Source organism: Streptomyces sp. NPDC012794, from assembly GCF_042901085.1.
Lineage (GTDB): Bacteria > Actinomycetota > Actinomycetes > Streptomycetales > Streptomycetaceae > Streptomyces.
This window is the reverse complement of the sequence record NZ_JBIBCI010000016.1, coordinates 18,619-44,772: the sequence shown is the minus strand read 5'-3', so window position 1 is coordinate 44,772 and position 26,154 is coordinate 18,619. Positions and strand designations below refer to the sequence as shown.

The 26,154-nt window shown below is 70.9% G+C and carries 24 protein-coding genes and 2 pseudogenes; 12 read left to right on the top strand and 14 right to left on the bottom strand.

Translation table 11 applies throughout. The features are described 5' to 3' along the window. Positions 1-35 precede the first annotated feature (35 nt). The 3 genes from ACFY7H_RS25940 to ACFY7H_RS25930 form a co-directional block, all read right to left on the bottom strand. Positions 36-1,010, bottom strand: coding sequence for an RNA polymerase sigma-70 factor (locus tag ACFY7H_RS25940; protein ID WP_388942564.1), 975 nt, complete (start codon positions 1,008-1,010; stop codon positions 36-38). A gap of 83 nt (positions 1,011-1,093) precedes the next feature. Next, positions 1,094-2,287, bottom strand: coding sequence for an NAD(P)/FAD-dependent oxidoreductase (locus ACFY7H_RS25935; RefSeq protein WP_388942260.1), 1,194 nt, complete (start codon positions 2,285-2,287; stop codon positions 1,094-1,096). Between the two features lie 161 nt (positions 2,288-2,448). Then, positions 2,449-3,495 carry a WD40 repeat domain-containing protein gene (locus tag ACFY7H_RS25930; protein ID WP_388942257.1) on the bottom strand — a complete coding sequence of 349 codons (1,047 nt, stop codon included), beginning with the start codon at positions 3,493-3,495 and terminating at the stop codon, positions 2,449-2,451. Positions 3,496-3,571: 76 nt separating this feature from the next. Here ACFY7H_RS25930 and ACFY7H_RS25925 point away from each other — a divergent pair, with 76 nt between their 5' ends. Both ACFY7H_RS25925 and ACFY7H_RS25920 read left to right on the top strand, forming a co-directional pair. Next, a complete protein-coding gene (locus ACFY7H_RS25925) occupies positions 3,572-4,261 on the top strand; it encodes a GDSL-type esterase/lipase family protein (RefSeq protein WP_388942254.1) in 690 nt (229 codons plus the stop codon). Positions 4,262-4,320: 59 nt separating this feature from the next. Then, positions 4,321-4,449: pseudogene (locus tag ACFY7H_RS25920) on the top strand (aldo/keto reductase); the annotation flags it as partial. A gap of 81 nt (positions 4,450-4,530) precedes the next feature. Here ACFY7H_RS25920 and ACFY7H_RS25915 read toward each other — a convergent pair. After that, positions 4,531-5,127 (bottom strand): annotated as a pseudogene (locus tag ACFY7H_RS25915) (aldo/keto reductase); the annotation flags it as partial. A 111-nt stretch (positions 5,128-5,238) separates the two neighbouring features. On the opposite strand from ACFY7H_RS25915, the gene ACFY7H_RS25910 reads away from it, so the two are divergent. Then, the gene (locus ACFY7H_RS25910) at positions 5,239-6,888 is read left to right on the top strand and encodes a recombinase family protein (RefSeq protein ID WP_388942252.1); all 1,650 of its coding nucleotides are present in this window, start codon (positions 5,239-5,241) and stop codon (positions 6,886-6,888) included. Here ACFY7H_RS25910 and ACFY7H_RS25905 read toward each other — a convergent pair. Genes ACFY7H_RS25905 through ACFY7H_RS25895 form a run of 3 tightly spaced genes read right to left on the bottom strand, consistent with a single transcriptional unit; the run spans position 6,885 to position 8,366 of the window. Continuing rightward, positions 6,885-7,670, bottom strand: coding sequence for a helix-turn-helix domain-containing protein (locus tag ACFY7H_RS25905; protein ID WP_388942249.1), 786 nt, complete (start codon positions 7,668-7,670; stop codon positions 6,885-6,887). The two genes, ACFY7H_RS25910 and ACFY7H_RS25905, sit on opposite strands and share 4 nt — an antisense overlap. Next, positions 7,667-8,191: a DUF6879 family protein gene (locus tag ACFY7H_RS25900; RefSeq protein WP_388942246.1), complete on the bottom strand. Its 525-nt coding sequence runs from the start codon at positions 8,189-8,191 to the stop codon at positions 7,667-7,669. The genes ACFY7H_RS25905 and ACFY7H_RS25900 overlap by 4 nt, the downstream gene beginning before the upstream one ends. Then, a complete protein-coding gene (locus tag ACFY7H_RS25895) occupies positions 8,175-8,366 on the bottom strand; it encodes a hypothetical protein (protein ID WP_388942243.1) in 192 nt (63 codons plus the stop codon). Before ACFY7H_RS25895 ends, ACFY7H_RS25900 begins: the two co-directional genes overlap by 17 nt. Positions 8,367-8,686: 320 nt before the next feature. Here ACFY7H_RS25895 and ACFY7H_RS25890 point away from each other — a divergent pair, with 320 nt between their 5' ends. The 4 genes from ACFY7H_RS25890 (at position 8,687) to ACFY7H_RS25875 (ending at position 13,047) form a co-directional block, all read left to right on the top strand. After that, positions 8,687-10,333, top strand: coding sequence for an HNH endonuclease family protein (locus ACFY7H_RS25890; RefSeq protein ID WP_388942240.1), 1,647 nt, complete (start codon positions 8,687-8,689; stop codon positions 10,331-10,333). A 190-nt stretch (positions 10,334-10,523) separates the two neighbouring features. Next, a complete protein-coding gene (locus ACFY7H_RS25885) occupies positions 10,524-10,769 on the top strand; it encodes a hypothetical protein (protein WP_388942576.1) in 246 nt (81 codons plus the stop codon). Between the two features lie 61 nt (positions 10,770-10,830). Next, positions 10,831-11,820 (top strand): aldo/keto reductase, encoded by a 990-nt coding sequence (locus ACFY7H_RS25880; protein ID WP_388942237.1) that lies wholly within the window; start codon positions 10,831-10,833, stop codon positions 11,818-11,820. A gap of 243 nt (positions 11,821-12,063) precedes the next feature. Continuing rightward, the gene (locus tag ACFY7H_RS25875) at positions 12,064-13,047 is read left to right on the top strand and encodes an MmcQ/YjbR family DNA-binding protein (RefSeq protein ID WP_388942235.1); all 984 of its coding nucleotides are present in this window, start codon (positions 12,064-12,066) and stop codon (positions 13,045-13,047) included. On the opposite strand, the gene ACFY7H_RS25870 is transcribed toward ACFY7H_RS25875, so the two are convergent. From ACFY7H_RS25870 to ACFY7H_RS25850, 5 genes are all read right to left on the bottom strand, one after another. Continuing rightward, positions 13,010-13,576, bottom strand: coding sequence for a YbaK/EbsC family protein (locus tag ACFY7H_RS25870; protein WP_388942233.1), 567 nt, complete (start codon positions 13,574-13,576; stop codon positions 13,010-13,012). The genes ACFY7H_RS25875 and ACFY7H_RS25870 overlap by 38 nt on opposite strands. Before the next feature lie 34 nt (positions 13,577-13,610). Further along, entirely contained in the window at positions 13,611-14,480 is an 870-nt protein-coding gene (gene ddaH, locus ACFY7H_RS25865) for a dimethylargininase (RefSeq protein WP_388942230.1), read from the bottom strand. A gap of 336 nt (positions 14,481-14,816) precedes the next feature. Further along, positions 14,817-15,371, bottom strand: a complete 555-nt coding sequence (thpR, locus tag ACFY7H_RS25860; protein WP_388942228.1) for an RNA 2',3'-cyclic phosphodiesterase — start codon at positions 15,369-15,371, stop codon at positions 14,817-14,819. Positions 15,372-15,504: 133 nt separating this feature from the next. Next, the gene (locus tag ACFY7H_RS25855) at positions 15,505-16,866 is read right to left on the bottom strand and encodes an MFS transporter (RefSeq protein ID WP_388942225.1); all 1,362 of its coding nucleotides are present in this window, start codon (positions 16,864-16,866) and stop codon (positions 15,505-15,507) included. 25 nt (positions 16,867-16,891) lie between these two features. Continuing rightward, positions 16,892-17,329: a MarR family transcriptional regulator gene (locus tag ACFY7H_RS25850; protein WP_361602399.1), complete on the bottom strand. Its 438-nt coding sequence runs from the start codon at positions 17,327-17,329 to the stop codon at positions 16,892-16,894. Positions 17,330-17,458: 129 nt separating this feature from the next. On the opposite strand from ACFY7H_RS25850, the gene ACFY7H_RS25845 reads away from it, so the two are divergent. Next, positions 17,459-17,641 carry a BrnA antitoxin family protein gene (locus tag ACFY7H_RS25845; RefSeq protein WP_249767154.1) on the top strand — a complete coding sequence of 61 codons (183 nt, stop codon included), beginning with the start codon at positions 17,459-17,461 and terminating at the stop codon, positions 17,639-17,641. On the opposite strand, the gene ACFY7H_RS25840 is transcribed toward ACFY7H_RS25845, so the two are convergent. After that, the gene (locus tag ACFY7H_RS25840; protein WP_388942221.1) at positions 17,634-19,061 is read right to left on the bottom strand and encodes an NCS2 family permease; all 1,428 of its coding nucleotides are present in this window, start codon (positions 19,059-19,061) and stop codon (positions 17,634-17,636) included. The genes ACFY7H_RS25845 and ACFY7H_RS25840 overlap by 8 nt on opposite strands. A 138-nt stretch (positions 19,062-19,199) precedes the next feature. Here ACFY7H_RS25840 and ACFY7H_RS25835 point away from each other — a divergent pair, with 138 nt between their 5' ends. The 4 genes from ACFY7H_RS25835 to ACFY7H_RS25820 all read left to right on the top strand — a co-directional run bounded on the left by ACFY7H_RS25835 (position 19,200) and on the right by ACFY7H_RS25820 (position 23,005). Next, positions 19,200-19,559, top strand: coding sequence for a DUF2530 domain-containing protein (locus ACFY7H_RS25835; protein WP_388942218.1), 360 nt, complete (start codon positions 19,200-19,202; stop codon positions 19,557-19,559). 171 nt (positions 19,560-19,730) lie between these two features. Beyond that, complete coding sequence (locus ACFY7H_RS25830) at positions 19,731-22,187, top strand: HAD-IC family P-type ATPase (protein WP_388942215.1); 2,457 nt, start codon at positions 19,731-19,733, stop codon at positions 22,185-22,187. A 66-nt stretch (positions 22,188-22,253) separates the two neighbouring features. Then, positions 22,254-22,565 carry a hypothetical protein gene (locus ACFY7H_RS25825; RefSeq protein ID WP_388942212.1) on the top strand — a complete coding sequence of 104 codons (312 nt, stop codon included), beginning with the start codon at positions 22,254-22,256 and terminating at the stop codon, positions 22,563-22,565. Further along, on the top strand, positions 22,562-23,005 hold the full coding sequence (locus tag ACFY7H_RS25820) for a PIN domain-containing protein (protein ID WP_388942210.1): 444 nt from the start codon (positions 22,562-22,564) through the stop codon (positions 23,003-23,005). Before ACFY7H_RS25825 ends, ACFY7H_RS25820 begins: the two co-directional genes overlap by 4 nt. Here ACFY7H_RS25820 and ACFY7H_RS25815 read toward each other — a convergent pair. Further along, positions 23,002-26,133 (bottom strand): sacsin N-terminal ATP-binding-like domain-containing protein, encoded by a 3,132-nt coding sequence (locus ACFY7H_RS25815; protein WP_388942207.1) that lies wholly within the window; start codon positions 26,131-26,133, stop codon positions 23,002-23,004. The genes ACFY7H_RS25820 and ACFY7H_RS25815 overlap by 4 nt on opposite strands. Positions 26,134-26,154 lie beyond the last annotated feature (21 nt).

Below are 26,154 nucleotides of genomic sequence, written 5' to 3'. Positions count from 1 at the left end.
GCCGGGGACGGGCACGCCCGCCCCCGCGACCGCCGTCACCGCAGGGTGAGCGCGGTCTCGGCCTCGATCCGGCCCAGCTTCTCGGGGTTGCGGACGTAGTAGATGCCGGCGATGCGGGCGTCCTCGACGTGGAACACCATGACGCCGTCGAGCTCCCCGTCGAGGTACGCGAGGAACGCCGGGCTGCCGTTGGCCACCGTCGGGGTGACGGTGAGCCGGCCCGCGACCTTGCCGGTGCCGCCGAGGATGAAGCGGCCGACCTTGCCGGCGCCGAAGAGGGGGCGCAGCGCGGCCCGTTTGACCCCGCCGCCGTCGCCCACCAGGACGACGTCGGGGGCGAGGACGTCGAGGAGGCCCTGGAGGTCCCCGCTGTCGAGGGCGTGGCGGAACGATTCCAGGGCGGCCCGGGTCTGGCTCGCGGACACGGTCCGGCGCGGGCGCCGGGCGTCGACGTGACGGCGGGCGCGGTGCGCGATCTGCCGTACGGCGGCGGGGGACTTGTCGAGGGCGGCGGCGATCTCGTCGTAGCCGACGTCAAAGGCCTCGCGCAGGACGAAGACGGCGCGCTCGGTCGGCGACAGCGTCTCCAGGACGAGCATCATCGCCATCGACACGCTCTCGGCGAGCTCCACGTCCTGGGCCACGTCCGGCGCGGTGAGCAGCGGTTCGGGGAGCCACTGGCCGACGTACGCCTCCTTGCGGCGGCTCAGGGCGCGCAGCCGGTTCAGGGCCTGCCGGGTCGTGATGCGGACCAGGTAGGCGCGCCGGTCGTCGACCCGCTCCAGGTCGACGCCGGCCCAGCGCAGCCAGGTCTCCTGGAGGACGTCCTCGGCGTCGGAGGCCGAGCCGAGCATCTCGTAGGCGACGGTGAAGAGAAGGTTGCGGTGGGCGACGAAGGTCTCGGTCGCCGTTTCGCCGGCGCCGCCTCCCCCGCCGTCGCGGCTGTGGTTGCCGTCGCTGCCGTCGCGGTCCGTGCTGCCGTCGTGGTCCGCGAGGTCCTGCTCGTCCATGCCGGTCGCTCCGTCCGTGCCGTCCATGCCGCTGGTGCCGTCGTTCCCGCCGGTCGTGCCGGTCCCCGTGTCCGCCGCGCGCATCAGACGGCCGCCGCTTCCGCCGTGTCCCGCGCCCGGAGCTTCTTCTGGCGTGCCGGGCCGCCGGAGATGCGGTGGAGGCGGTAGCCGCCGGGCTTGCGGGCCTCGTCGGCGAGGTGCTTGACGACGCCCTTGCAGACGGCTTCCTTCATCGTGGCGCCGGGCCGGCCGTCGACGTGGAGCCAGATCGCGGAGTCGCCCCGGTCGGCGAACTGGAAGATGCCGTCGTGGCGGCCCAGGCTGATGCACTGGGCGCCGAAGGCCTGGTTGAGGGTGCCGGGCCGTTCGCCCGCAAGCCGGCTCAGGACGGTGTCGGCGGCCCGCGCGCCCAGGGGCATCGCGGCCTGGCAGCTCATCCGCAGCGGCACGCCCGAAGGCGCGGCCGAGTCCCCGGCCGCCACGATCCGTACGTCGTCCACGCTGGTCAGCGTCTCGTCGGTGAGCAGGCGGCCCGCGTCGTCGGTGGTCAGCCCGCTGCGGGCGGCCAGGTCGGGGACGGCGAAGCCGGCGGTCCAGACGGTGACGTGGCTGGGCAGTTCGCGGCCGTCGGCGAGGCGGACGGTGCGGTCGGTGACGGCGGTGACCTCGGTGCCGGGGCCGTCCACGACGGTGACGCCCAGACGGGCGAGGCGGCGGGCGACCGAGCGGCGGCCGCGGGGGTGCAGGTAGGGGCCCAGGGCGCCGCCGCAGACCAGGGTGACGGTGCGGCCGGTACCGGCGAGTTCGGCGGCGGTCTCGATGCCGGTCGGGCCGCCGCCGATGACGGTGAGGGGAGCGGTGGCGGGCGCGGCGTCCAGGACGGGGCGCAGCCGCTCCACGTCCTCGAGGGTGGCGACGGGGTAGGCGTGCTCGGCGGCTCCGGGCACGCGCGGCTGTGCGCCGGTGCTGCCGACGGCGTAGACGAGGTAGTCATAGCCGAGGGTGGCGCCGGAGGCGAGGTGCAGGGTGCGGGCGCCGGCGTCGATGCGGTCGACGGTGTCGACGGCCAGGCGTACGTCCTCGGCGAGGACGTCGCGGTAGTCGACCACGGCCGTGTCTGTACCGCCCACCAGCTGGTGCAGGCGGATGCGGTGGACGAAGGAGGCACGCGGGTTGACCAGCGTCACCGTCACCTCACCGCCCAGCGTCAGACGGTTCGCCGCCATCACGCCCGCGTAACCTCCACCGACCACGACCACACCGGTCTTCTCGCTCATGGTGTCCTCCTCCGGTTCAGGGCTTCGGACACAGGACACCGCGGAACCGGCCCGTGTGACGGAGTGTGAGGCAGGTCACCTCCGGGCGGCCGTACGCGCCTCCGCGCGGCTCGGGCCTTCGTGTGGCACGCGCCTCCGCGCGGCTCGCGCCTCCGCGCGGCTCAGGCCTTCGGGCGGCGGCGGAACAGCCGCTTGCCCGCCAGGACCACCGCCGTGCCCACCGCGAGGACCAGCGCCCCCTTGGCGAAGCTGCCCGAGTCCTGCCCGGCGGGCGCCCCCTGCGCACCCGGGCCGGCGGGCCCGCCGGATCCCGGGGCCGCGGGCTGCTGCGGGGAGCCGGGGCGGGCCGGGCCGGACGGTCCCGCCGCCGGTGCCACCGGTACGGCCACCACCCTGCTGTTCGCGCCCTCCGCCCCGAACATCAGCGTCCGCCCGTCCGGCGTGTACGTCACGGACTCGGCCTGGCCCTGCCAGGGCGCGTCCACCCGCTCGCCCGCGCCGTCCGGGCGGCCGCCCTGCCAGGCGTACGTACGGGCCGTGAAGTACCCGCGCAGCGTCAGCCGGGTCCCGTCCGGCGAGAACGCCCCGTCCGTCACCCACGGCACCTCCGCGATCCGGCGGAAGACGTTGCGCCCGTCCGCCGACAGCCGCTCGGGGCCCTCGTACAGGCCGCCGCCCTGCTCGTTCTTGCTCGCGATGTACACCCGGCCCGTCACCGGATGCACCATCAGCGCCTCCGCGTTGCGCGGCCCGTCCGCGTAGGACACCGTGAACTGCTCCGCCCTGACGGTCTGGTCGCCCAGTTCCGCCGGCTCCTGGAAGCGGTAGATCCACACGCGGTCCCAGGTGCCGTCCCGGTTGTCGCCGATGTCCCCGACGTACAGCCGCCCGTCCGGGCCGAGCGAGATCGCCTCCACGTCGCGCGGGGTCCCGGTCCCCGTCAGCGTCACGCGCGCGACGGTCCTGCCGGTCGCCGAGTCCACCGCGTACACGTACGGGCCGTCGTCGCTGTCGTTGTGCGTCCAGTACACGCCCGGGTGGATCCGGCTGGCCGCGAGCCCGCTCGACTCCCTGATCCGCGGGTCGGCGATGGTGAATCCGGAGGCGGTGCCGGACGCGGCGGGGGTTTCGGCCGCTGCGGCGGCCCCCGGCAGCAGGGTGAGCACGAGAGCGGCGGGAACGGCGGTCGACCGGGGCAGCAGGCGCATCCCCCAAGCCTGCCAGCCCCCCGGGGGTGTCCGGCATCACAGGGGTTCCCGCGGTGTGATCCGCGATGATGACCGGATGCGTTTCATGTTCGTCGGCGACTCCATGACCATCGGACGCGCCGGCGACTACACCTGGCGCTACCGGATGTGGCAGCACCTCGGCGCCACCCTCGGCGAGGCCTCCTTCGAGATCGTCGGCCCGCGCACCGGGCTGTACGGCACCGAGGCCGGCACCGGCTCCGGCTACGCCGCCGCGGACTTCCCCGAGCCCGCCCGCCGGCACCTCGCGGGCTGGGGCGAGGGCTGGCAGCACATGGCCCCGCTCATCGGGCCCGCCGCCGGGGACGCCCGCGCCGACGTCCTGCTCGTCTCCCTCGGCCTGATCGACCTCGGCTTCTACACCCGGGCCGACCAGACCGCCGACAACGTCCGCCGCTTCGTCGCGGCCGCCCGGGAGGCCCGCCCCGCCGTCCGGATGGTCTTCCTGCCGGTGATCCCCAACGTCCGGGCCGAGGAGGACGCCCCCTTCGCGGCGGAGGTCGCCCGGTTCAACGAGCTGCTCGCGAAGGCGGTCGCCGACCTCACCACCGACGCCTCGCCGATCCTGCTGGCCGCGCGCCCGGAGGCGTACGACATCCACCGCGACACCTACGACGGCACGCACCCCAACGCCTCGGGCGAGCACCGCCTCGCGGGCGAGTTCGCGGCCGTCCTGCACCAGGCCTGGGGCATCGGCGGCCCCTACCGCCCCGCGCCGGACGCGTAACTCCCCTCCCGGGAACGGGTCTTGCCTGGAGCGCACTCCAAGCAGTTGGCTAGTGGCCCATGAAGTACACGCAGCTCGGACGCACCGGTCTCAAAGTCAGCCGCCTCGTACTCGGCACCATGAACTTCGGCCCCCAGACGGGCGAGCCGGAAAGCCACGCGATCATGGACTCGGCCCTCGACGCGGGAACGTCCAACCAGGGAGTTTGACGCCAGCGTGTGCAAGGGCCGTCGCCCCCATGGGAGGGGCGACGGCCCTTTACTACTGGCTCACCAGGCGAAGGCCTCCGGGGACGGCCCTGGCCCGGGGAAGATCTCGTCCAGGCCGGCCAGCACCTCCTCGCTCAGCTCCAGCTCCAGCGCGCGCAGCGCGCTCTCCAGCTGCTGCGCCGTACCCGGGCCGACCATGGGGCCCGTCACGCCCGGCCGGATCAGCAGCTGGATCAGGGCGGCCTCGCCGGGCTCCAGGCCGTGCTTGTCGAGGAGGTCCTCGTACGCCTGGATCTGCGCCCGTACCGTGCTGTTGGCCAGCGCGTCCGTGGACCGGCCGGAGGCGCGGCGGCCGCCCTCGACCTCCCTCTTGATGACCCCGCCCAGCAGACCGCCGTGCAGCGGGGACCAGGGGATGACTCCGAGGCCGTACTCCTGGGCCGCCGGGATGACCTCCATCTCGGCCCGCCGCTCGGAGAGGTTGTACAGGCGCTGCTCGGTGACCAGGCCGACAATCCCGCTCCGGGCGGCCGTCTGGTTGGCCTGGGCGGTCTTGTAGCCGGGGAAGTTGGAGGAGCCCGCGTAGAGGACCTTGCACTGCTGGATGAGGACGTCGACGGCCTGCCAGATCTCCTCGAAGGGGGCCCGACGGTCGATTGTTCTCGCCCCACCCATGCACATTCGCAGCACCGAAAAATCCACTTTGACGCCAAGCCTGCAACGGCCCTAGCGTCGATCCCCAAGCACCACAGGGGATGGGGAGAACAAGTGGCAAGGGTCCTGGGAGTAATCCGCCTGTCGAAGGTGTCGGACGAGACAACATCGCCGGAGCGTCAGCGCCGATCGATTCAACGATGGGCCGACCAGGAAGGGCACCTCCTTGTCGGATGGGTCGAGGACATCGACGTATCCGGCGGTGTCGAGCCTTGGAAGCGACCGGAGTTCGGCAAGTGGCTGCCGTCCACCATCGGCAAGGAGGTCAGCTCGATCGAGCACCGGATCGCGCTTGAGGAATCCCGTGCCGACGAGTACGACATCATCTGCGCCCTGAAGCTCGACCGCCTCTCACGGCGTGTACTCCACGTACACACGCTCGTGGAGTGGTGCGAGAAGCACGGCAAGGAGGTCGCCACCGTCGAGGACGGGATCAACCTGAACACGCAGATGGGCAAGCTGCTGTTCAGCCTGATCGCCTCCTTCGCGGAAGGGGAGCTCGAAGCCATCAAGGCCCGGGCGAAGTCCTCGTACAACCACTTGGTGAAGGAGGGGCGCTGGCGCGGTGGCCGGATCCCGTACGGCTACCGGGCGGAGAAGCAGGACACTGGTGACGGCTGGCGTCTGGTCCTGGACGACTACGGAACGGACACCGCCGGGACGCTGCGCGAAATCGTCCGCCGGCTTATCGAGGGCGAGTCGGCGAACAGCATCGCCCAGTGGCTCAACGAGGACCCAATCAAGACTCCTGTATCGCTCGACGCTCAGCTCATCAGGAACGGCAAGCCCCCGAAGGGCGGCCGGTGGACCGCTGCGAACACAGCCAAGGTGGTGCGCTCCCTGAACGTTCTCGGTCAGATGGAGGTCACGGAAGAAGTCGTCATCGACGGCCAGAAGACGAAGCGAACCCGCGTCGTCCGTGACACGGAAGGGCGCCCTCTTCAGCGGGCGGAGCCACTGATCACTCAAGAGGAGTGGGAGCTGGCGAACAAGAAGCTGGACGAGAACACCAGCAAGCGCAACGGCAACCGGAAGGGCGGCTCCCCGATGCTCAGGGTCGCCTTCTGCACCTGCGGTGAACCCGCGTACCTCGGCCCGGGGCGAAACTGGCCGTACTACCGCTGTGCGTCCCGGACCACGCACAAGCCCTGCCCCACGGGTAGCAAGGGCATTGCGGCTCATGTCCTGGAGGGAGCTGTTGAGGAGGTCTTCCTGCGCGCGGCTGGCAATGTCGAGATCGTGCGGAAGGTCTTCCGCCCGGGCATCGACTTCACACGCGACATCGAGGAGGTGAACCGCGCGCTGGCCGAGCTGCGAGAGGACCGCGAAGCCGGTCTCTACTCCAGCGAGTTGGGCAAGCAAGAATACCGAGAGACGTACAGGCGACTGGACGCACGACGAGAACAGCTCATGGCCCAGCCCACCCGGCCTGACACCTGGGAGGAGATCCCGACGAATGAGACCTACAGGGAGCGCTGGACGAAGCTGTCAACCCAGCACGAGAAGGGCAAGGAACTCCGGGCCGCCGGAGTCAGGGCGGTCATTCACGCCGAGAATCTGCCTCCGATGACCGCTGCTCAGGCGATGGCCCCGGAGGGGCATGAGGGCATGTGGCAGGAGGGGAAGGGGCGCGTGCAGGTTCTGATTCCCATGGACTTCAAGCGCCGCGTCCGAGACCTCGCAGCGGTGCACAGTGAGAGCTAGCCGTCCCGCCGAAACCAACCGGGAAGGGCCACCGAGGCGAACCGCTCGTACTTTTCGACGTACAGAGCAACATGCCGGGGATCGGTAACGATCACCTCGGCGTGCGTGGTCTCGACTGTCACCATGCGGTCGTCCCGGATCACGAAAGAGTGCCCAGGCACATCGGCCTGCGGACGGTCCAGCGGGACGACTCGGACATCCACGTTCGGCAGGCGGGAGACGGAGGTGATGCGATCCACCTGTCCGGCCATCATCGCGGGCGGGAGAAGGCGCCAGCGAAGAACGGGTTCCATGACGACGAAGCGAAGCTGCTTCCCGGTGTCGTACAACACTCGTTGCCGTTCGATCCGTGCACCGATGGTTCGGGCGAGTTGGTCCTCGCTCAGTCCCTTGCCTTGCAGGACAGCTCGTACGTACTCGGGTGTCTGCAACAGACCGGGGACCAGGGACGGCTGGAACAGCCGTAGGAGCTTCATCGACGCTTCAAGCGCCCGGATCTCCTCCTGCTTCCGGTGAAAGCCCATACGTCTGACCAGCCGCCAGGCCGTCGCCTCCGTGGCCTGAGCGCGGGCCGCGGCCATGTACTCGGCCTTCACCTGATTGGACACGTCCAAGGCCGTCAGGATGCGCTCTACGTCGATCACACTGGGCGCTACGTGGCCATTCTCAACCTTCGACAGCTTGGCCGTGGACATGACCGCGCTACGGGCTACCGCCTTGGCCTCCTTGCCGGACGCCTGTCGCAGAGCCCGCAGCGCCGTACCCAGCTCTGTTCTGTTCACCCGCCGTGCTTCGCCCACCATTCGGGAAACGGCTCGGCGTGAGCGAGAGTCGTGTCCCGGTGGCGGACGAACTCCGCCGCACGCCCGGCCTCAAGTAAGTCCGGCCCAAGAAACGTACCTGTGTCGTCGTAGTTCATGACGACCGGGGAAGCCGCATCGAACAGCCAGAAGTCCGGCACCCCTTCCAGGGGGTTCGGCCCCTCGGTGATGTCCAGGATGAAGAACTCCTCACCACCCGTCATGTTCTTCATGTACCCCCAGCCGAGCTCGTAGCGGAGGTAGTCCGTCAACGGACGGGAGACGATGTGCACCCGGTACATCCTCTTGCCGGCCTGTGTGGCGGATCGAACGGTCCCGACACACCCCGCGTCGTAGTCCTCTGGCTGCGGCTCACCGGCGAGGAACGCACGCAGGTTCTCTGCGCTCGACGGCACGTTGTAGTCGTCCAGGATCTCCAGCCGGAACGCTTCACGCTCGAACGTCTTGAACCGCCCCGCCAGGTTGCTAGATGAGCTGATCACGGATGGGCTTCCGGACGAGTTTCATGGAGATCTCCACCAGGGTCTCGTGCGCCGGGATCTCCAACCCGTGGTCAGCCGGCATCCCACCCTGCACGAACAGGGTGTCCCGGTCAGTCGCGTACAGCGTGGGGCAGTCCCCGTTCTTACAGGTCGTGACCAGCTTCGTAACCTCCACGCCGTACTCCCCTCGCCGTGGGCTGCCCTGCTGACACCTTCCATGCTCCCGATCAAAGGTAGAACAGGGCAAGGGCTTCAAGTTTCCACAACGGGAAACCCCTACCCGGCAGATACCCTTACCGGCCAATCTAGCGAATCTAGACAAAAGGCAAATAAAGGAAACTTTACCTCTATACCGGAGAAACCCTACAAGACCGCAATCCTGAGATGCCACCCGAACCTGAATATCCCACCCCTGTGCAGTCCAACACCGCTAGTGTGGCAATCGCTTGATACCGACGGGTGGGCTAATCGCGCAGCACAGGAAAGGGGCGGAAAATGGCGACTCATATGGTCAACCTCGATGCGTTGATCCCTCGCGAAGACTTCGAGGCCATCACCTCTGAGCAGGCAACTCAGACCTCCATTCTCAGCACCACGATGAAAATTACGGACCTGACACAGGATAGTTTGATGTACAACGTCCTGCGAAAGCCAGACTTTCAGCGTGAAACGGCGAACTGGACCCCCGAAAAGGTCGCCGAACTAGTCCGCAGTTTTCTTGCCGGGGACTTGATCCCATCCATCATCCTGTGGCGCTCACCCACCAGTGGAAACATCTTCGTAATTGATGGCGCCCACAGGTTGAGTGCCCTTGCTGCTTGGGTCCAAGACGACTACGGCGACAAGCACACATCGATGCGCTTCTTCGACAACGTCATCCCAAATGAACAAAAGAAGGCGGCCGAAGCTACGCGCAGGCTCATCCAGGAAAGCGTGGGAGCTTACGCCGATTTGGGCCTCGCTCTACGTAATACCGATACCACCCCCAAGGAGAAACTGCAGCTCGCCAGAAACCTGAGCGCTTTCGCAATCCACCTGCAGTGGGTCAACGGGGAAGCCGAGAAGGCGGAGAGCTCATTCTTCAGGATCAACCAGCAAGCCACGCCTATCGATCCGACCGAACTTGAGATGATCAAGGCGCGCCGCAAGCCCAACGCACTGGCCACGCGGGCTTTTATCCGCGCGGGCACAGGTCACAAGTACTGGTCATCCTTCGAAGAGTCGATCCAGTCCGAAATCGAGTCTCTCGCCAAGGATGTCTACGATCTGATCTTTAAGCCGAATTTGGATATGGCCATCCGCTCAGCGGACCTGCCCGTGGCCGGGAGAGGATACTCTTCCGATAGCGTCAAAATGGTCTTCGAGCTCGTCAATTTCGTCAACAAACTCCACCCCGACATGTGGCGCAGCGAGGTCACAGCCGCCAAGCGAAAGGGACGGAACCAGCAGCAAATCATCACCTTGGATGACGACCCTGACGGCGCAACTACACTGGAGTACATGCGGGCGGTGAAAAGGACTGCTGGTCGGATTGCAGGAAACGGACCGGCATCGCTGGGGCTCCACCCTGCAGTCTACTTCTATAGCGCGACTGGAAGGTTTCAACCAGCGGCCTTCTTGGCCGCGACGGCCCTCATTCAAGAGCTCTCAGAAAAGAACCGTCTCCTCAAGTTTACCGATGTCCGGAAGGACTTCGAGGAATTCCTGATCGGTTACAAGTACTTCTTGAATCAGATCGTCCGCGCGTACGGAAGCCTCCAGCGATCCGTACCACCGATTCTGACGATGTACCGTATCGTCTTCGAATCGATGGTCGAAGGGCTGGACGAAGACACGATCATTGCGCGCCTTCAGGAGAACGGTGCACTGCGAGCGCCAGTGAAGGTACTCACAGAAGACGACCGAATCAACCGTCGAAACTTCTCTGCAGAAACGAAGAACTCGGTATTCTTGAAAGCCGCGCTTGCCGAAGCCACCAGGTGTGAGATTTGCCGGGCGCGTCTGCACTTCAAATCAGTCACCGTAGACCACAAGATTCGCAAAGAAGACGGGGGAACAGGATCGATGAGTAACGCAGCTCTGACTCACCCATACTGTAATTCCGGCTACAAGGAGAGCCGCTACGCAAACCGGACTGGCTGAGACCCCCAACTTCTGGGGCGTACCCGACCCCTGTGACTGCCCTGACCCGTCTTGAAGGGTGGCCCTCCAACGAAACGGGACGACGACTCTCCCCATAAAGTCGCGGGCCCGGCCGGTGGTTCCAGGTCAGTCAGCCAGCGGGAGGTAGACGCGATTGCCCGAGGCCTCGAACTCTGCCGACTTCTTGAGCATGCCCTCAGCGATCTCCTCCTTCTACGCCGCCGACTCGTCGCATCCGAACTGCTCAGCGACGCTTCTGCTGATCTCCATCGACCTGATCATCGACGACGACATCGGGCTCCAGCCTGTCTCCCCGAACGCCGCCGAGGGCTTCTACCGGCTGGTCGATGCCGCATGCGGGCCGACCACCAAGACCGTACGGAGGGCGGCGGTCAGCCGTCCATGCGTCAACGCGGCTATGCGCGTTGACGCATAAATCGAGGGGTGCGCGGGCTGCCCTTGCTTGGAGTGGGCTCGAAGCAGTTGGCTTGTGTGCCATGAAGTACACACAGCTGGGACGCACCGGACTCAAGGTCAGCCGACTCGTATTGGGGACGATGAACTTCGGCCCGCAGACTGACGAACCGACCAGTCACGGCATCCTCGATGCCGCGCTCGACGCAGGTCTGAACTTCGTAGACACGGCCAACGTGTACGGATGGGGTGAGAACAAGGGCCGCACCGAGGAGATCATCGGCACCTGGTTCGCCCAGGGCGGCGGCCGCCGCGACAAGACGGTCATCGCCACCAAGGTCTACGGCTCCATGTCCCGCGAGGGCGAGACCTGGCCCAACGAGGACCGGCTGTCGGCGCTGAACATCCGCCGGGCCGTCGAGGCCAGCCTCAAGCGGCTCCAGACCGACCACATCGACCTGTACCAGTTCCACCACATCGACCGCCGGACCCCGTTCGAGGAGATCTGGCAGGCCGTCGACGTCCTCATCCAGCAGGGCAAGATCCTCTACGCGGGCTCCTCCAACTTCCCCGGCTGGAAGATCGCCCAGGCCAACGAGACGGCCGCCCGGCGCGGCACGCTCGGCCTGGTCAGCGAGCAGTGCCTCTACAACCTCTCCGAGCGGCGCGCCGAGATGGAGGTCATCCCGGCCGCCGAGGCGTACGGGCTCGGGGTCATCCCCTGGTCCCCGCTGCACGGCGGGCTGCTGGGCGGCGTCATCAAGAAGGAGGCCGAGGGCGGCCGCCGCGCCTCCGGGCGCTCCGCGGACGCCCTGGCCAACACCGCGGTACGGGCGCAGATCCAGGCGTACGAGGACCTCCTCGGCAAGCACGGTCTGGAGCCCGGCGAGACGGCGCTGGCCTGGCTGCTGACCCGGCCCGGCGTCACCGGCCCCATCGTCGGCCCGCGCACCGCCGGGCAGCTCGACAGCGCCCTGCGCGCGCTGGAACTGGAGCTCTCCGAGGAGCTGCTGCGCTCCCTCGACGAGATCTTCCCGGGACCGGGCCCCGCCCCGGAGGCCTTCGCCTGGTAACCGCCGCGCCCCCCGACGGGCACCGCCCCGCCGGCGCTGCGAGCGCGGGCGGGGCGGGCGGGTACGGGCGTGCGCGGGGCGGCGGGCGTACGGGCTACTGACCCACCGCGGCCGCCACCGCCACGACGACGAACATCAACACGAGCACACCGGCCATGACACGGTTCCTGGTCTTCGGGTCCACCCGTCGAGACTAACGCCCTCCCGCCCCCGCCCCCCGCCGGGGGCTGCGAGACTTCCGTCATGGTCACCGTCGACGACGTACGGCGCCTCGCGCTCGCCCTGCCGCGCACCGAGGAGCACCTCATCCGCGACCGGGTGAAGTTCCGCATCGGCCGGATCGTCTACCTCGCCCTGTCCCGGGACGAGACCGAGCTGGGCTTCGCCTTCCCCAAGGAGGAGCGGGCCGCGCTCGTCGCCTCCGAACCGGAGAAGTTCTCCCTGCCCGGCGCGGGCGACATGCGCTACCACTGGGTGCACGCCCGCATGGCCGCCCTCGGCACCGCGGAACTGGGCGAGCTCATCACCGACGCCTGGCGGATGTGCGTACCGGCCAAGGTGGCCCGCGCGCACCTGGAGGACGCCCTGCCGCCCGCGCCCGGACTCGGCCGGCTGCGCGCCGCCGCCGCGGTGTTCGGGGAGTTCCCCGGCGTGGACCGCAGCTGGCACGCGCTCGTCGCGGACACGGCCCCCGGCCTCGACCTCTCCGGAGCCGCGCACCGCACCGCCCTGCACCGCTGGCTCAACGCCTGGGGCTGCCGCATCCGCTACCCGCGCGAGGGCGAACCGGACCCGCTGGGGGCCGGCCTCGACGCCTGGTGGGCCCGGCACGTGCTGCCCGCCGCCCCGCTCGCGGCCCTGACCGACCGGGAGATCGGCCTGCTCGCGGCCGCGTACGCGGACCTGGCCGCGCTGCCGCTGGGCCGGCGCACCCTCGGCCCGACGGCCGCCGCCAAGGCCCTGTTCGCGCTGCGCCCGCGCACGGTCATGCCCTGGGACGCGGCCATCGCGGCCCGCCTGCACGGCGGCCGCGACGAGCGGGCCTTCGGCCGGCACCTGCGCACCGGCCGGGCCTGGGCCCGGGCCGCGCTGGCGGAGAGCGGCCTCGACGAGGACGCGCTCACCGCCGGGCTGGGCCGGCCCGGGCTGCCGCTGGCCAAGGTGCTCGACGAGTACCTCTACGTCACCCTCAGCCACTCACCGCAGAAGGCACAGGTGCGGGCGTAGACGGCGACGCCGACGCCGACACCAGTGCCGGCTCCTCGCTGATCCGGGCCGTCCTCGGCCGTACCAGCGCCCGGTAGCCGCTGGTGCGCAGGGCCACCGACACGTCGAGGCGGCCCGCGTTGAACCAGATCTCCTCGTGCTCCAGCAGCGCCGGGTCGACGACCACCTCCACGGCCGGGTCGAAGCTCACCGGCATGATCGAACCGCTGACGCAGCCCGTCAGCTCCTCGGCGACCTCGCGGACGGCGAAGGAGGCGTTCGTGCCGCCGTACTCGTCCCGTACCGCCTCCAGGTCGACGCGGCAGTGGCCCGGCACCACGGCGATCACGTAGCGGCGTTGTTTGCGTCCCAGCGCGACCCTGATGACCAGGCACTTGGCGGCCTGTTCCAGGCTGTGGCCGCGTATCAGGCTGGCGAGGTCGGTACGCCCCTCCGGGGAGTGGCGCAGCAGCCGGTAGTCGGCTCCCGCGTCGGCCAGGAGGCAGAGCGGGCGGGCGTGGCTGTCCGCGATCGCGGTCGCAGAGGTCACAACGGTCCTTTCCGGAAACTACGTCGGTGGTGACTCAGCGGTCGCGCAGCTCCAGGGTGCAGCACTTCACGCTGCCGCCCGCCTTCAGGAGTTCGGAGAGCCCGACCCCCACCGGCTCGAAGCCGCGCGCGCCGAGCTGGGCCATCAGGCCGGTCGCCGCCTCCGGCAGCAGCACGTGGCGGCCGTCGGAGAAGGCGTTCAGCCCGAAGACCGCGGCGTCCTCGGCGGTGGCGAGGATCGCGTCGGGGAACATCGTGCGGAGCACGGCCCGGCTGCCCTCGGAGAAGGCGGCCGGGTAGTACATGACCTCGTCGTCGGAGAGCACGGCCAGGGCCGTGTCCAGGTGGTAGTACTCCGGGTCGACGAGGGTCAGGCTCGTCACCGGCAGGCCGAAGAACTCCTGGGCCTCGGCGTGCGAGCGCGGGTCGGTGCGGAAGCCGGTGCCGGCGAGCAGCCGGCGGCCGACGGTGAGGAAGTCGCCCTCGCCCTCGTTGACGTACTCGGGCCACAGCACCTCGCGGTAGCCGCGGTGCCGGAACCAGCCCAGGTACGCCGGTCCCTCGGCGGTGCGCTGCGCGTGCCGGAACCGCGCGCCGTAGACCTTGCCGTCGACGACGGTGGCGCCGTTCGCGGCGAACACCATGTCGGGCAGGCCCTCGACGGGGTCGATCTCCTCGACGGAGTGGCCCAGTTCGCGGTACAGGTCGCGCAGCCGCTCCCACTGGCGGACGGCGAGGGCGGGGTCGGTGCTGTGCTCCGGGTGCATCCAGGGATTGATCGAGTACGTGACGTCGTAGTGCCGGGGCCGGCACATCAGCAGCCTGCGGCGGGTGGCGACGCGCGCGGGGGTGGCGGGCGCGGTCGTCGTCGTGTGCGGGGCCGTGGTCGGCTCGGTGAACGGCACGGGGACTCCTTCGAGGGTGGCCGGAGGGACTCCGGGCCGCCCCGCGGGGTGGGTGGCGGGGCGACCGGTGGTGCGGTGCGTGCGTGCGTCAGCGGGCGGCTTGCCGGATACGTGTCCGGAGCATGCCGGGATCGCCTCTACTGCTTCTGTTTCACCGGAATCCGGATTCCGCGCCCCGAAGTGCGGGCTGCCGGGGGATGAACCGTGCCCGAACGCCGGGCTCGCGGCGGGGCTCCCGGCCGGTATCAGGGGGTTTCGGCCGGGCCTGGCCGGGGCTCGGCCGGGGCTCGGCCGGGTTGGCCGGGGCTCGGCCGGGCTCCGGCGGTCTCGCCGGGCTCAGCCCGAGAGGGGCCAGGCCTCGACGACCTCGTAGCGGGGCTGCTCGCCGGGGACCCCGGCGGTGGGGAGGTTGCTGCGGACCAGGCTGAGGGTGCCGACCTGCCAGGGGGTGCCCTCGAAGCCGGCGAGGGCGTCGAGGCAGGGCCGCAGGTCGGTGCCGGGGCGGCCGCGGGCGAGGGTGAGGTGCGGGGTGTAGCGGCGGTGGTCCTCCATGGGTACCCCGGCGCGGCGGGCGGCGGCGTGGGCCCGCTCGGCGAGCAGCCGCAGCGCGTCGAGCCCGCCGGCGGCGCCGGTCCACAGGGTGCGGTCACCGAAGTGGCCGATGCCGTGGAGGCGGAGCGGGAAGGGGGCGCTGCGGTGTGCCGCGCGGGCGAGGCGGGCGTACAGGTCGGGGAGGAGGGGGTCGGGGACCTCGCCCATGAAGGCGAGCGTGAAGTGCCAGCCCGCCTCGCCGGTCCACCGCAGCCCCTCGGGGCACGGAGCGTCCGCGAGCGCGGCGCGCAGTTCCGCGGCGGCGCCCGCGGGGGGCAGTACGGCGGCGAACAGTCTCACGCCTGCGACCCTATCCCCGGCCCGGCCCCCGCACCGCCCGGCGCGGGGCCCGCACGGAACGGCGTACGGCGGGGAGGGGACGGCCTCGCCGGCCGCCCCCGCTTCCCCGCCGGGTGGCCCCCCGGGCCGCGGCTCAGGCGGCGGTGGCCAGTTCGCGGCGGGGGGACGGGACGAAGGCGATGCCGCGGCGGTTCACGCTCAGGCGGAGGTTGCCCACGCGGGAGAGGACCACCGCGACGCCGACCGCCGCCACGAGGGAGATCAGGCCGCCGGACGCCATGCCGAGGCGGGCCCCGTAGGTGTCCGTGATCCATCCCACCAGCGGGGCGCCGACGGGCGTGCCGCCGGTGAAGACCATCATGTACAGGGCCATCACCCGTCCCCGCATCTCGGGGCCGGTGGCCGTCTGGACGCCGGAGTTCGCCACGACGTTGACGGTCAGGCCGAACATCCCGATCGGCACCAGCAGCGCCGCGAACAGCCAGAAGCCGGGGGCGAACGCGGTGACCAGGAGCAGCACCGAGAAGAGCACCGCCGCCGTCACCAGCAGCCGCAGGCGGGAGGGTCCCCGGCGGGCCGCCAGCAGGGCGCCGGCGAGGGAGCCGGCCGCGATGAGGGTGTTGAACAGCCCGTACGTGCCCGCGTCCCCGTGGAAGACGTCGTCGACGAAGGCCGACAGCCAGATCGGGAAGTTGAACCCGAAGGTGCCGATGAATCCGACGAGCACGATCGGCCAGACCAGCTCGGGCCGGCCCGCGACGTACCGCAGGCCTTCGCGCAGCTGTCCCTTGGCGCGCGGCTGCGGGGTGACGGGGCGCAGTTCGTGGGTGCGCATCAGCAGCAGGCCGGCGAGGGGTGCGGCGAAGGACAGGCCGTTCAGCAGGAAGGCCCAGCCGGAGCCGACGGCGGTGATGAGCACGCCGGCGATCGCCGGGCCGACCAGCCGCGCGGACTGGAAGTTCGCCGAGTTCAGGCTGACGGCGTTGGCGAGCTGCTCGGGGCCGACCATCTCGGAGACGAACGTCTGCCGGGCCGGGTTGTCCACGACGGTGACCAGGCCGGTCAGGAAGGCCGCGAGGTAGACGTGCCAGACCTGGACGTGTCCGGCCAGGGTCAGCGCGGCGAGTGCGACGCCGGTGAGGCCCATCGCGCTCTGGGTGACGAGCAGCAGCGGCCGCTTGGGCAGCCGGTCGGCGAGTACGCCTCCGTAGAGCCCGAACAGCAGCATCGGCAGGAACTGCAGGGCGATGGTGATGCCGACGGCCGAGGCGGAGCCGGTCAGGGAGAGGACCAGCCAGTCCTGCGCGATGCGCTGCATCCAGGTGCCGGTGTTCGAGACGACCTGGCCGGTAGCGAAGAGCCGGTAGTTGCGGATCCTCAGCGAGCTGAACGTCCCCCGGCCGCCGCCGGGGGGTGTCCCCGGGCGGCCGCCCGGGGTGCGCGTAGTGGTGGATGTATGGCCGGGTGCGGAGTCTGCTCCGGTTCCCGTACTCAAAAGCGGTCGCCTCCTGGCGTCGTTCCTATAGGTGGGCGAGCTTCTCCAGGACGGGTGCGGCCGCGCGGAGCTTGGCCCATTCGTCCTCGGTGAGCTCGGCCGCGAGCCCGGCCAGGAAGGCGTTGCGCTTGCGACGGCTCTCTTCGAGCATCGCCTCGGCCTCCTCGGTCTGGCGGACCACCTTCTGGCGGCGGTCCTCGGGGTGCGGCTCCAGCGTGACCAGTCCCTTGGCTTCCAGCAGCGCGACGATGCGTGTCATCGACGGGGGCTGGACGTGTTCGCGCCGTGCCAGCTCACCGGGGGTGGCGTGGCCGCAGCGGGCGAGGGTGCCGAGCACCGACATCTCGGTCGGGCTGAGCGATTCGTCGACGCGCTGGTGCTTCAGGCGCCGGCCCAGCCGCATCACGGCGGAGCGCAGATCGTTCACGGCGGCGGCGTCGTCGCCATGGGAGAGGTCATGCATGTATTTAGAATAACTCATTACTCTGTCTAAGGAAAAACGGTTTCAGGGATCCCGCCTCCTCACTCGTACGGGTGAGAGGGCGGCCGAAAGTGACACGCGTCCGCACGGTCTGGCCCGACCCTTTCGGGCATGGGGACACATGTGCTGAGCATGCGCATAGACGGGGAGCTGCTGGACCGGCTCCGGCACCATGCCGCCAAACGCGGAATGAGCGTCCAGGACTATGTCGTCCGGACGCTCATTCGCGATGACTTCGACGAGCGGTTCAAGGCCGCCGTCGACGAGACGGAGAAGTTCTACGGCCTTACGTGAGGCCGAGGGCGGGCATCGCGTAGTAGAAGACGAAGACCGCCGAGACGGCGTACATGGCGGCCGGCACCTCGCGTCCCCGGCCCGTGGCCAGTCGCAGCACGCAGAAGCTGACGAAGCCGATGCCGATGCCGTTGGTGATCGAGTAGGTGAACGGCATCATCACCATGGCCATGAAGGCCGGGACGGCGATGGTGAAGTCGCTCCAGTCGATGTCCCGCACCGAGCCCGCCAGGATCAGGAAGCCGACCGCCACGAGGGCGGGGGTGGCGGCCTGCGAGGGGACCATCGTGGCGAGCGGGGTCAGGAAGAGCGAGACGGTGAAGAGGCCGCCGGTCACCACGTTGGCCAGGCCCGTGCGGGCGCCCTCGCCGACGCCCGCCGTGGACTCCACGAAGCAGGTGGTGGCGGACGAGGAGGTCGCGCCGCCGGAGGCGACGGCCAGGCCGTCGACCAGCAGGACCCGGTTGATGCCGGGGAAGGTGCCGTCCGGCTTCGTCAGCTTGGCCTCGTCGCCGACGCCGAGGATGGTGCCCATCGCGTCGAAGAAGCAGGACAGCAGCACGGTGAAGACGAACAGGATGCCCGTGAGCAGGCCGACCTTCCCGAAGCCGCCGAAGAGGCTGACCTGGCCGACGAGCCCGAAGTCGGGCGCGGCCACCGGGTTGCCCGGCCACTGCGGCACGGTCAGGCCCCAGGCCAGGGCGGGGAGGTCGGCGAGCAGCTGCACCACGACCGCGATCACGGTCATGACCACGATCGAGATCAGGATGGCGCCGGGCGTCTTGCGGATCAGCAGGGCGAGCGTGAGCAGCACGCCGATCACGAAGACCAGGACCGGCCAGCCGTGCAGGTGGCCGTTGCCGCCGAGCTGGAGCGGGACCGTGGTGTGCGCGGCGTCGGGGATGCGGGTGACGAAGCCGGAGTCGACGAGGCCGATCAGCATGATGAAGAGGCCGATGCCGATGGCGATGCCCTTGCGCAGGCCCAGCGGGACGGCGTTCATCACCCGCTCGCGCAGGCCGGTGGCGACCAGCAGCATCACGACGAAGCCGGCCAGTACGACCATGCCCATGGCGTCGGGCCAGCTCATGCGCGGGGCGAGCTGGAGGGCCACGACGGTGTTGACGCCGAGGCCGGCCGCCAGCGCGATCGGGACGTTGCCGATCACGCCCATGAGGAGGGTGGAGAAGGCGGCCGTCAGGACGGTGGCGGTGACGAGCTGGCCGCCGTCGAGCTGGTGCCCGTACATGTCCTTCGCGCTGCCCAGGATGATCGGGTTCAGCACGATGATGTAGGCCATCGCGAAGAAGGTGGCGAAGCCGCCCCGGACCTCGCGGGCGACGGTCGAGCCGCGCTCGGAGATCTTGAAGTACCGGTCCAGGCCGGTGGTGGGGGCCGCGGCGGGTGCCGAGGTGCTCATGCGGTCCTCAAACGGTTCTATTGGGCGGTTCATACGAACGAATCCGGTCGCAGGCAAACCGTTTCAGTATGAACACATGAACGAAGCCCAGTCCATCTCCGCGCGTAGACCCCAAAACGCGCCACCTAGACTGGCGCCATGGCGAAGTGGACTGCGAAGCACGAGGCGCCCGAGCCCCTGGAGGGCCCGGTTGTCGCCACCATCACCGGCGGCACGATCCTCTGGTTCGCCCTGTTCCTCGTCCAGCTGCCCTTCTACGGCTGGTTCGCCGACCGCGACCTGCTGTGGTGGGTGTGGACCTGCGCCGCCGGCGGCGGCCTCGGCCTGATCGGCATTTGGTACGTCCGCGGCCGCGACGCCGCGCTCCGGGCCCACGCCGCGGAGCGCGCCGCCCGCGCCGAGGGCGGGGCGGACGCGGCGGAGGGGGCGGACGGTGCCGACGCCCCCGGCGGCTCCGGCGAGGCCGGACCCGCCGCGCGGCCGGGAGACGACGCCTGACGGGCCGACCGCCGGCCGGCTGCCGGCCGGCTGCCGGCCGACCGCGGGCCGACCGCGGGACGAGCACGGGCCGACCACGGGACGACCACGGGACGATCCGGGTCATCCCGAAGTCGGATCTTTCGCCCGCTCGGCGGGTGAAGCGTTCGAACCGCCTCTACCGTCGAAAGCATGACGCAGCGGGCGAGGATCGACCATGACGGGCCGGAACGGGCCGGCGGCGCCGCCATCGACGCGGGAGCCGAGCTCGACCCCGTCCACCCGGTGAAACCCCCGGCCCCCCGGTTCAGGCCGGGCGGCCTCACCACCGCCGAGGTCGCCGAACGCGTGGCGCGCGGCGACGTCAACGACGTCCCCGTCCGCTCCTCCCGCTCCACCGCCGACATCGTCCGGGGCAACGTCTTCACCCGCTTCAACGCCATCATCGGCGTCCTGTGGGTGATCATGCTGGTCGTCGCGCCCATCCAGGACAGCCTCTTCGGCTTCGTGATCCTCGCGAACACCGGCATCGGCATCATCCAGGAACTGCGCGCCAAGAAGACCCTCGACGGCCTCGCCGTCATCGGCGAGGCCAAACCGAGCGTGCGCCGCGACGGCACCACCGCCGAGGTCTCCACCTCCGAGATCGTCCTCGACGACGTCATCGAGCTCGGTCCCGGCGACAAGGTCGTCGTCGACGGCGCCGTCGGCGAGGCCGACGGACTGGAGATCGACGAGTCCCTCCTCACCGGCGAGGCCGACCCCGTCCTGAAGAAGCCCGGCGACCAGGTCATGTCCGGCTCCTTCGTGGTCGCCGGCGGCGGCGCCTTCACCGCCACCAAGGTCGGCCGCGAGGCCTACGCCGCCCAGCTGGCCGAAGAGGCCTCGCGCTTCACCCTCGTCCACTCCGAGCTGCGCTCCGGCATCTCCACCATCCTCAAGTACGTCACCTGGATGATGATCCCGACCTCCATCGGCCTGATCATCAGCCAGCTCGTCGTCAAGGACTCCAACCTCAAGGACTCCATCGCCCGCACCGTCGGCGGCATCGTCCCGATGATCCCCGAGGGGCTCGTCCTCCTCACCTCCGTCGCCTTCGCCATCGGCGTCATCCGGCTCGGCCGCAAACAGTGCCTCGTCCAGGAGCTGCCCGCCATCGAGGGCCTCGCCCGCGTCGACGTCGTCTGCCTCGACAAGACCGGCACCCTCACCGAGGGCGGCATGGACGTCACCGAGCTGCGCCCGCTCGGCGGCGCGGAACCGGAGTACGTCAAGAAGGTCCTCGGCGCCCTCGGCGAATCCGACCCCCGCCCCAACGCCAGCCTCCAGGCCGTCATCGACGCCTACCCCGACAGCGCCGAATGGCGCTGCACCGAGTCCCTGCCCTTCTCCTCCGCCCGGAAGTACAGCGGCGCGAGCTTCAGCGAGGGCGACGGCGAGAACAACACCTGGCTGCTCGGCGCCCCCGACGTGCTCCTGCCCGCCGGGGACCCGGCGCTCGACGAGATCGACGGCCTCAACGAACAGGGACTGCGGGTCCTGCTGCTGGCCCGCTCCGAGCGCGAGCTCGACGACCCCGCCGTCACCACCGGCGTGCGGCCCACCGCCCTCGTCGTCCTCGAACAGCGGCTGCGCCCCGACGCCGCCGACACCCTGCGCTACTTCGAGGACCAGAAGGTCAAGGCGAAGGTCATCTCCGGTGACAACGCCGTCTCCGTCGGCGCGGTCGCCGGCAAGCTCGGCCTGCCCGGCGCGCAGAACACCGTCGACGCCCGCGAGCTGCCCGCCGAGCGGGCCGGGATGGCCGAGGTCCTCGACGGGAACTCGGTCTTCGGCCGCGTCACCCCGCAGCAGAAGCGGGACATGGTCGGCGCCCTCCAGTCCCACGGTCACACCGTCGCCATGACCGGCGACGGCGTCAACGACGTCCTCGCCCTCAAGGACGCCGACATCGGCGTCAGCATGGGCTCGGGCTCGGAGGCGACCCGGGCCGTGGCCCAGATCGTGCTGCTGAACAACAGCTTCGCCACCCTCCCCTCGGTGGTCGCCGAGGGCAGGCGCGTCATCGGCAACATCACCCGGGTCGCGACCCTCTTCCTCACCAAGACGGTCTACTCGGTGCTGCTGGCGATCCTCGTGGTCTGCTCACAGGTCGAGTACCCCTTCCTGCCGCGCCACCTCACCCTGCTGTCCACCCTCACCATCGGCATCCCGGCCTTCTTCCTGGCCCTCGCCCCGAACAAGGAGCGCGCGAAGCCGCACTTCGTGAAGCGGGTGATGCGCTACGCGATCCCCGGCGGCGCCATCGCCGCCGTGGCCACCTTCCTCACGTACCTGATCGCCCGCGCCCACTACGGCGGCCCGGACGCCCTGAAGGCCGAGACCAGCGCGGCGACGCTGGCCCTGTTCCTGACCTCGATGTGGGTCCTGGCGATCATCGCCCGCCCGTACACGTGGTGGCGGGTGGCCCTGGTCGGCGCGATGGGCGCGGCCTTCCTCGTCGTCCTCGTCGTGCCGTGGCTCCAGGACTTCTTCCAGCTCAAGCTGGAGGGCGTGACCATGCCGTGGATCGCGGTGGCGGTCGCGGCGGCGGCCGCCGCGCTGATCGAGCTCGCCTTCCGCTGGGTGGACCGGCGGTTCCCGGCGTAGGGAGGCGCGGCGGATTGACCCTTCCGGGTGATGACAGGGTCTCCGCAGAGTGGTCATACTCCGTGTATGGCTACGAAGAAGGTGACCATCACCTTGCCCGAAGAGGTCCTGGAGTACATCAAGGACCGCGTGGACGCCCGAGGTGTCTCCGCCTATGTGACCGAGGCCGTCGAGGAGCGCATCGCGATGCACAAGCTGGCCGAGCTCTCGGCGATGCTCGAGGAGGAGTTCGGCCCCTACTCGGAGGAGGCCTACGACGCGGTCCTCGACCGCATCACGGAGATGGACGCCTGGCACGACGCCATGCGCGTCGGGGAGTACGCCAGACCCGAGGCGGAGGAGGTCGTGCCGGAAGCTCCGCAGGAGCGTGCCGCGTGACCCCTCGACCCACTCGGACGCTGTCCACGCGCCGTCGCGTCTTCGTGTTCGACTGCGAGGCCCTGTCCAAGGCCTCGCGCGGAGACGAGACCGTCGCCCTGCTCGTGAAGGCCGCCTCGCAGAACGGCATCCACGTCGTCACGTCGTCGCTCACCGTTCTGGAGGCCTGGGATCCGCGATCCGCCAGGCAAGGCAAAGCCTGGGACTGGACCCTGTCGCGGATCGACATCGTGCACACCGACGACCGGATCCTCGCCGTGGCGCGTGACCTGCTGACCCATGCGGGTCTGCACGGTCGCAAGTACGCCATCGACGCGGTCCTCGCCGCCGTCGCGCTGCGTTCCTCGCAACCCAAGACGGACGTCACCGTACTCACCTCCGACACCGACGACCTGCGCAAGCTGCTCGCGGGCCACCGCGTCCGAATCGACCCCGTCTAGTCGAACCACCTGTCCCGCGCGAGTTCCGCCGTGCGGGACGGATCCTCCAGCAGGGCCGCCACCTCGAAGCGGCGCGGCCACTGGGCCGCCGCCCAGGCCAGGCCCGCCGCCACGCCCTCCAGGGTCGCCGCGTGCAGGACGCCGTCCGGGGTGAGCCGCCAGTCCAGCTCCGTACCGCCCGCCACCAGCTCCTCGTGCTCCACGTACGTCACCGGCGCCGACGGGCCCAGCAGCACCCGCACCGCGTCCGGCACCTCGTGCTCCTCGCCCGGCGTGCTCACCTCCGCCGGGACCGTCTCCGACAGGCGGCGCACCTGGAGCAGCTCCGCCAGGTCGGCGGCGCGCGCCGGGGACACCGGCAGCAGCGGCAGGCCCCCCGTCAGCGGGAGGAGGTCGGGGGCGTCGGCGACGACCGCCTCGGCCGCGTCCACCACGACCACCTCGCCGTCCACCACCGCCCGCAGCTCGTCCGGCAGGGTGACCTGCTCCGGGTCCAGGTCGGCCAGCGCCCCGTACAGGCCGTGCAGCTGCTGCCCCGACACCTCGCGCTCCGGGTCCGCGAGCCGCGCCAGCAGCTCGGCCGCGCCGCCGGGCTCCTCCAGCAGGGCGCGCACGGAGGTCCGTACGCCCAGGGCCCGCAGGACCTGCTCGTCCTCGAAGCCCGTCGCGTCCGCCGGGGTGTACAGGCCCGCCAGCAGCGGGTCGCCGCCGGCCGCCCGCAGCCCGGCGGGACGGCGGCCGTCGAGCACCGGGTGGTCACGCAGCCACCAGGCGGTGTACGGGCGCACCGACCGGGTCGTGCCGTCCGGGAGCAGGATCCGCACCGGCTGGGTCAGGGCGTCGCGCAGCGGCGGCTGCGCCAGCATCGCCAGGGCCTGCGGCCAGCGGTCGTCGTCGACGAGGTCCAGGTCCCGGACGGCGATCAGCTCGGTGGCCACCGGCGGCACCGGGGTGTCCGGCAACTGGTCGAGCAGGTCCTCGCACCACACGTCGACCGCGTCCAGCAGTCCCGCGTCGTCGGGCTCGGCGAAGTCCCCCTCGCGGGGCTCCAGTTCGTCCGGGTCGAGGACCACGTCCGTGGCGCGGACCAGCTGGAACGCCGTCAGCACCCCGCAAGCGGCCAGCGTGTCCGCGTCCCAGCGGGCGGCGAACCCGGCGTCCAGGTACGGGACCTCGTCCTCCCGCAGCACCGACGCCAACGGGCTCCCGGCGAGGAGCAGTTCCCCGGCCGGGGTCAGCTCCCCGTCCTCGTCCGGCAGGGCCAGCGCGCCCAGCCAGGGCTCCTCGCCCGGGGCCAGCCCGGCGGCCCGGACCAGCGTCAGGACGGTGTCGGCGAGCTCGTCCGGGTCCGGCGCGTCCTCGTCCCACACCTCGCCCGCGTCCAGGGAGGCGGCCACGGCGGCCCGGACCTGCGGGGTCGACAGCACGGCCCGCGCGGTGGCCGGGAGCGCGCCCAGCTTCTCCAGCAGCGGGTGCGCGGCGTCGGGGTGGGCCACCTTCAGGCCCAGCCGGGCCAGCTCCGGAGGGGTGTCCGGGCCGGGCAGCAGCACGTGACGCGGGCCGATGGCGGTACGGCCGTCGGCCAGCGGCACGGGCAGGCCCGACAGCCGGTCCGGGTCCACCCCGGCCAGGGTGTCGTACAGGCGGTGCCACCAGTCCGGGGTGCGCTCGATGCCCGCGATCCGCTCGATGGCGTCACCGAGCGGGAGCCGGCCCACGCCCAGGGTGCGCAGCTCGGGGCGCCGCTCCAGCCCGGCGGGCAGCAGCGTCGGGAGGACCTCCGCGAGGACCCGTACCGTGTCGGCGCCCGCGCCCTCCACCACCTCGGCCTCGAAGGGGCGCAGTGCCGGCAGCTCCTCGCTGGGGGCGGCCGGGGCGAGGAAGGCGGTGCGGGGCAGCCGCTTGAGCACGGCGGCGCGCAGGGCGCCGTCGAGCGGGCCGCTGCCGAGCGGGCCGGGCACCAGGTCGACCAGGCCGGTGCTCACCGGCTGCCAGGCGCCGAGGAGTTCGGCGTACGCGTCGGCCGCGCGCTCCACGAGGAAGTCGGTCAGCGGACCGGGCGCGGGGTGGCGGCGGGTGGTGTCCAGCGGCAGGGAGGCGATGAGCAGCGCGGGGATGCCGAGGGGCTCGTCGGTGGGGGTCGGGGCGTGCACCACGGGCGCGGTCCGGGGCCGTACGGGTGCGCCGTCGGCGTCGACGGGCGCGGCCCAGGTGACCGTCCAGTCGGGCCGCAGCCGCTCCTCGACGGGCCGGTCCGCGAGCAGCGCCGGCTCGATGGGGCCGGTGTGGCGGACGGTGCGCCAGCGGTGGGTGCCGGAGGCGGAGTCCTCGATGACGGTGTACGGGCCGTCGGTCCGCCGGTAGAGCACCCGGTGCCCGCCGGACGGGGTCTCGACGACGACCTCGCGCAGCCCGGGCAGGGTCAGCAGCAGCGCGTCGTCGATGCCGGACAGCAGGCGTTCGGTGAGGTCCTCGGCGGCGGCGTCGCGCAGCGGGAGGACCACGACGGTGTCGTACCCCTCGGGGGCGGTGCCCTCGGCCGGCAGCGGCAGCCGCAGCAGCGGTACGTGGCCGTCGCGGCGGCGGAGCTCGTCACCGAGGCCGGGGCTGCCGTTGGCGGCGTCCCGGGCCAGCTCGCGGGCCTCGGCGAGGGACCAGCGGACACCGCCGTGGCGGCCGAGCACCGCCGGCTCGTCGGAGACGGCCAGTACGGCGGCGAAGCCGACGCCGAAGCGGCCGACGGAGCCGTGGCCCGCGTCCCGCTTGGCGGAGGCGCGCAGGGTGCTCAGCGACTCCACGCCCGTCGCGTCCAGCGGGGCACCGGTGTTGGCGGCGGCCAGCACGGCGGGGCCGTCGGGTCCGGCGGGGTGCAGGGTGAGGCGCAGCCGGCCGGGGACCCCGGCGCGGGCCGCGGCGTCGGCGGCGTTCTGCGCCAGCTCGACGACCAGCCGGTCCCGGTAGCCGCCGAGCGCGAGGTCCTCCTCGGCGTTGGCGTCCTCGCGGAAGCGGGCCGGGCCCGCGCCCCACGCGTCGAGCACCCCGCGCCGCAGCCGGGCGGTGCTGAAGGGGTCCACGCCGCTCTGGGCCGCCGTCACTCGCACGTTCACGCCGCTGCCTCCACGCTGCATCTGCCTCTGGAGTGCTGAAGG

Excerpts from the sequence above, each read along its gene's own strand:
- ACFY7H_RS25845 (WP_249767154.1), top strand. The coding sequence starts at position 17,459 with ATGGGGACACATGTGCTGAGCATGCGCATAGACGGGGAGCTGCTGGAC.
- ACFY7H_RS25840 (WP_388942221.1), bottom strand. The coding sequence starts at position 19,061 with ATGAGCACCTCGGCACCCGCCGCGGCCCCCACCACCGGCCTGGACCGG.
- ACFY7H_RS25935 (WP_388942260.1), bottom strand. The coding sequence starts at position 2,287 with ATGAGCGAGAAGACCGGTGTGGTCGTGGTCGGTGGAGGTTACGCGGGC.
- ACFY7H_RS25835 (WP_388942218.1), top strand. The coding sequence starts at position 19,200 with ATGGCGAAGTGGACTGCGAAGCACGAGGCGCCCGAGCCCCTGGAGGGC.
- ACFY7H_RS25825 (WP_388942212.1), top strand. The coding sequence starts at position 22,254 with ATGGCTACGAAGAAGGTGACCATCACCTTGCCCGAAGAGGTCCTGGAG.
- ACFY7H_RS25830 (WP_388942215.1), top strand. The coding sequence starts at position 19,731 with ATGACGCAGCGGGCGAGGATCGACCATGACGGGCCGGAACGGGCCGGC.
- ACFY7H_RS25940 (WP_388942564.1), bottom strand. The coding sequence starts at position 1,010 with ATGGACGAGCAGGACCTCGCGGACCACGACGGCAGCACGGACCGCGAC.
- ACFY7H_RS25815 (WP_388942207.1), bottom strand. The coding sequence starts at position 26,133 with ATGCAGCGTGGAGGCAGCGGCGTGAACGTGCGAGTGACGGCGGCCCAG.
- ACFY7H_RS25875 (WP_388942235.1), top strand. The coding sequence starts at position 12,064 with ATGGTCACCGTCGACGACGTACGGCGCCTCGCGCTCGCCCTGCCGCGC.
- ACFY7H_RS25885 (WP_388942576.1), top strand. The coding sequence starts at position 10,524 with ATGCCCTCAGCGATCTCCTCCTTCTACGCCGCCGACTCGTCGCATCCG.
- ACFY7H_RS25880 (WP_388942237.1), top strand. The coding sequence starts at position 10,831 with ATGAAGTACACACAGCTGGGACGCACCGGACTCAAGGTCAGCCGACTC.
- ACFY7H_RS25925 (WP_388942254.1), top strand. The coding sequence starts at position 3,572 with ATGCGTTTCATGTTCGTCGGCGACTCCATGACCATCGGACGCGCCGGC.
- ACFY7H_RS25850 (WP_361602399.1), bottom strand. The coding sequence starts at position 17,329 with ATGCATGACCTCTCCCATGGCGACGACGCCGCCGCCGTGAACGATCTG.
- ACFY7H_RS25930 (WP_388942257.1), bottom strand. The coding sequence starts at position 3,495 with ATGCGCCTGCTGCCCCGGTCGACCGCCGTTCCCGCCGCTCTCGTGCTC.
- ACFY7H_RS25890 (WP_388942240.1), top strand. The coding sequence starts at position 8,687 with ATGGCGACTCATATGGTCAACCTCGATGCGTTGATCCCTCGCGAAGAC.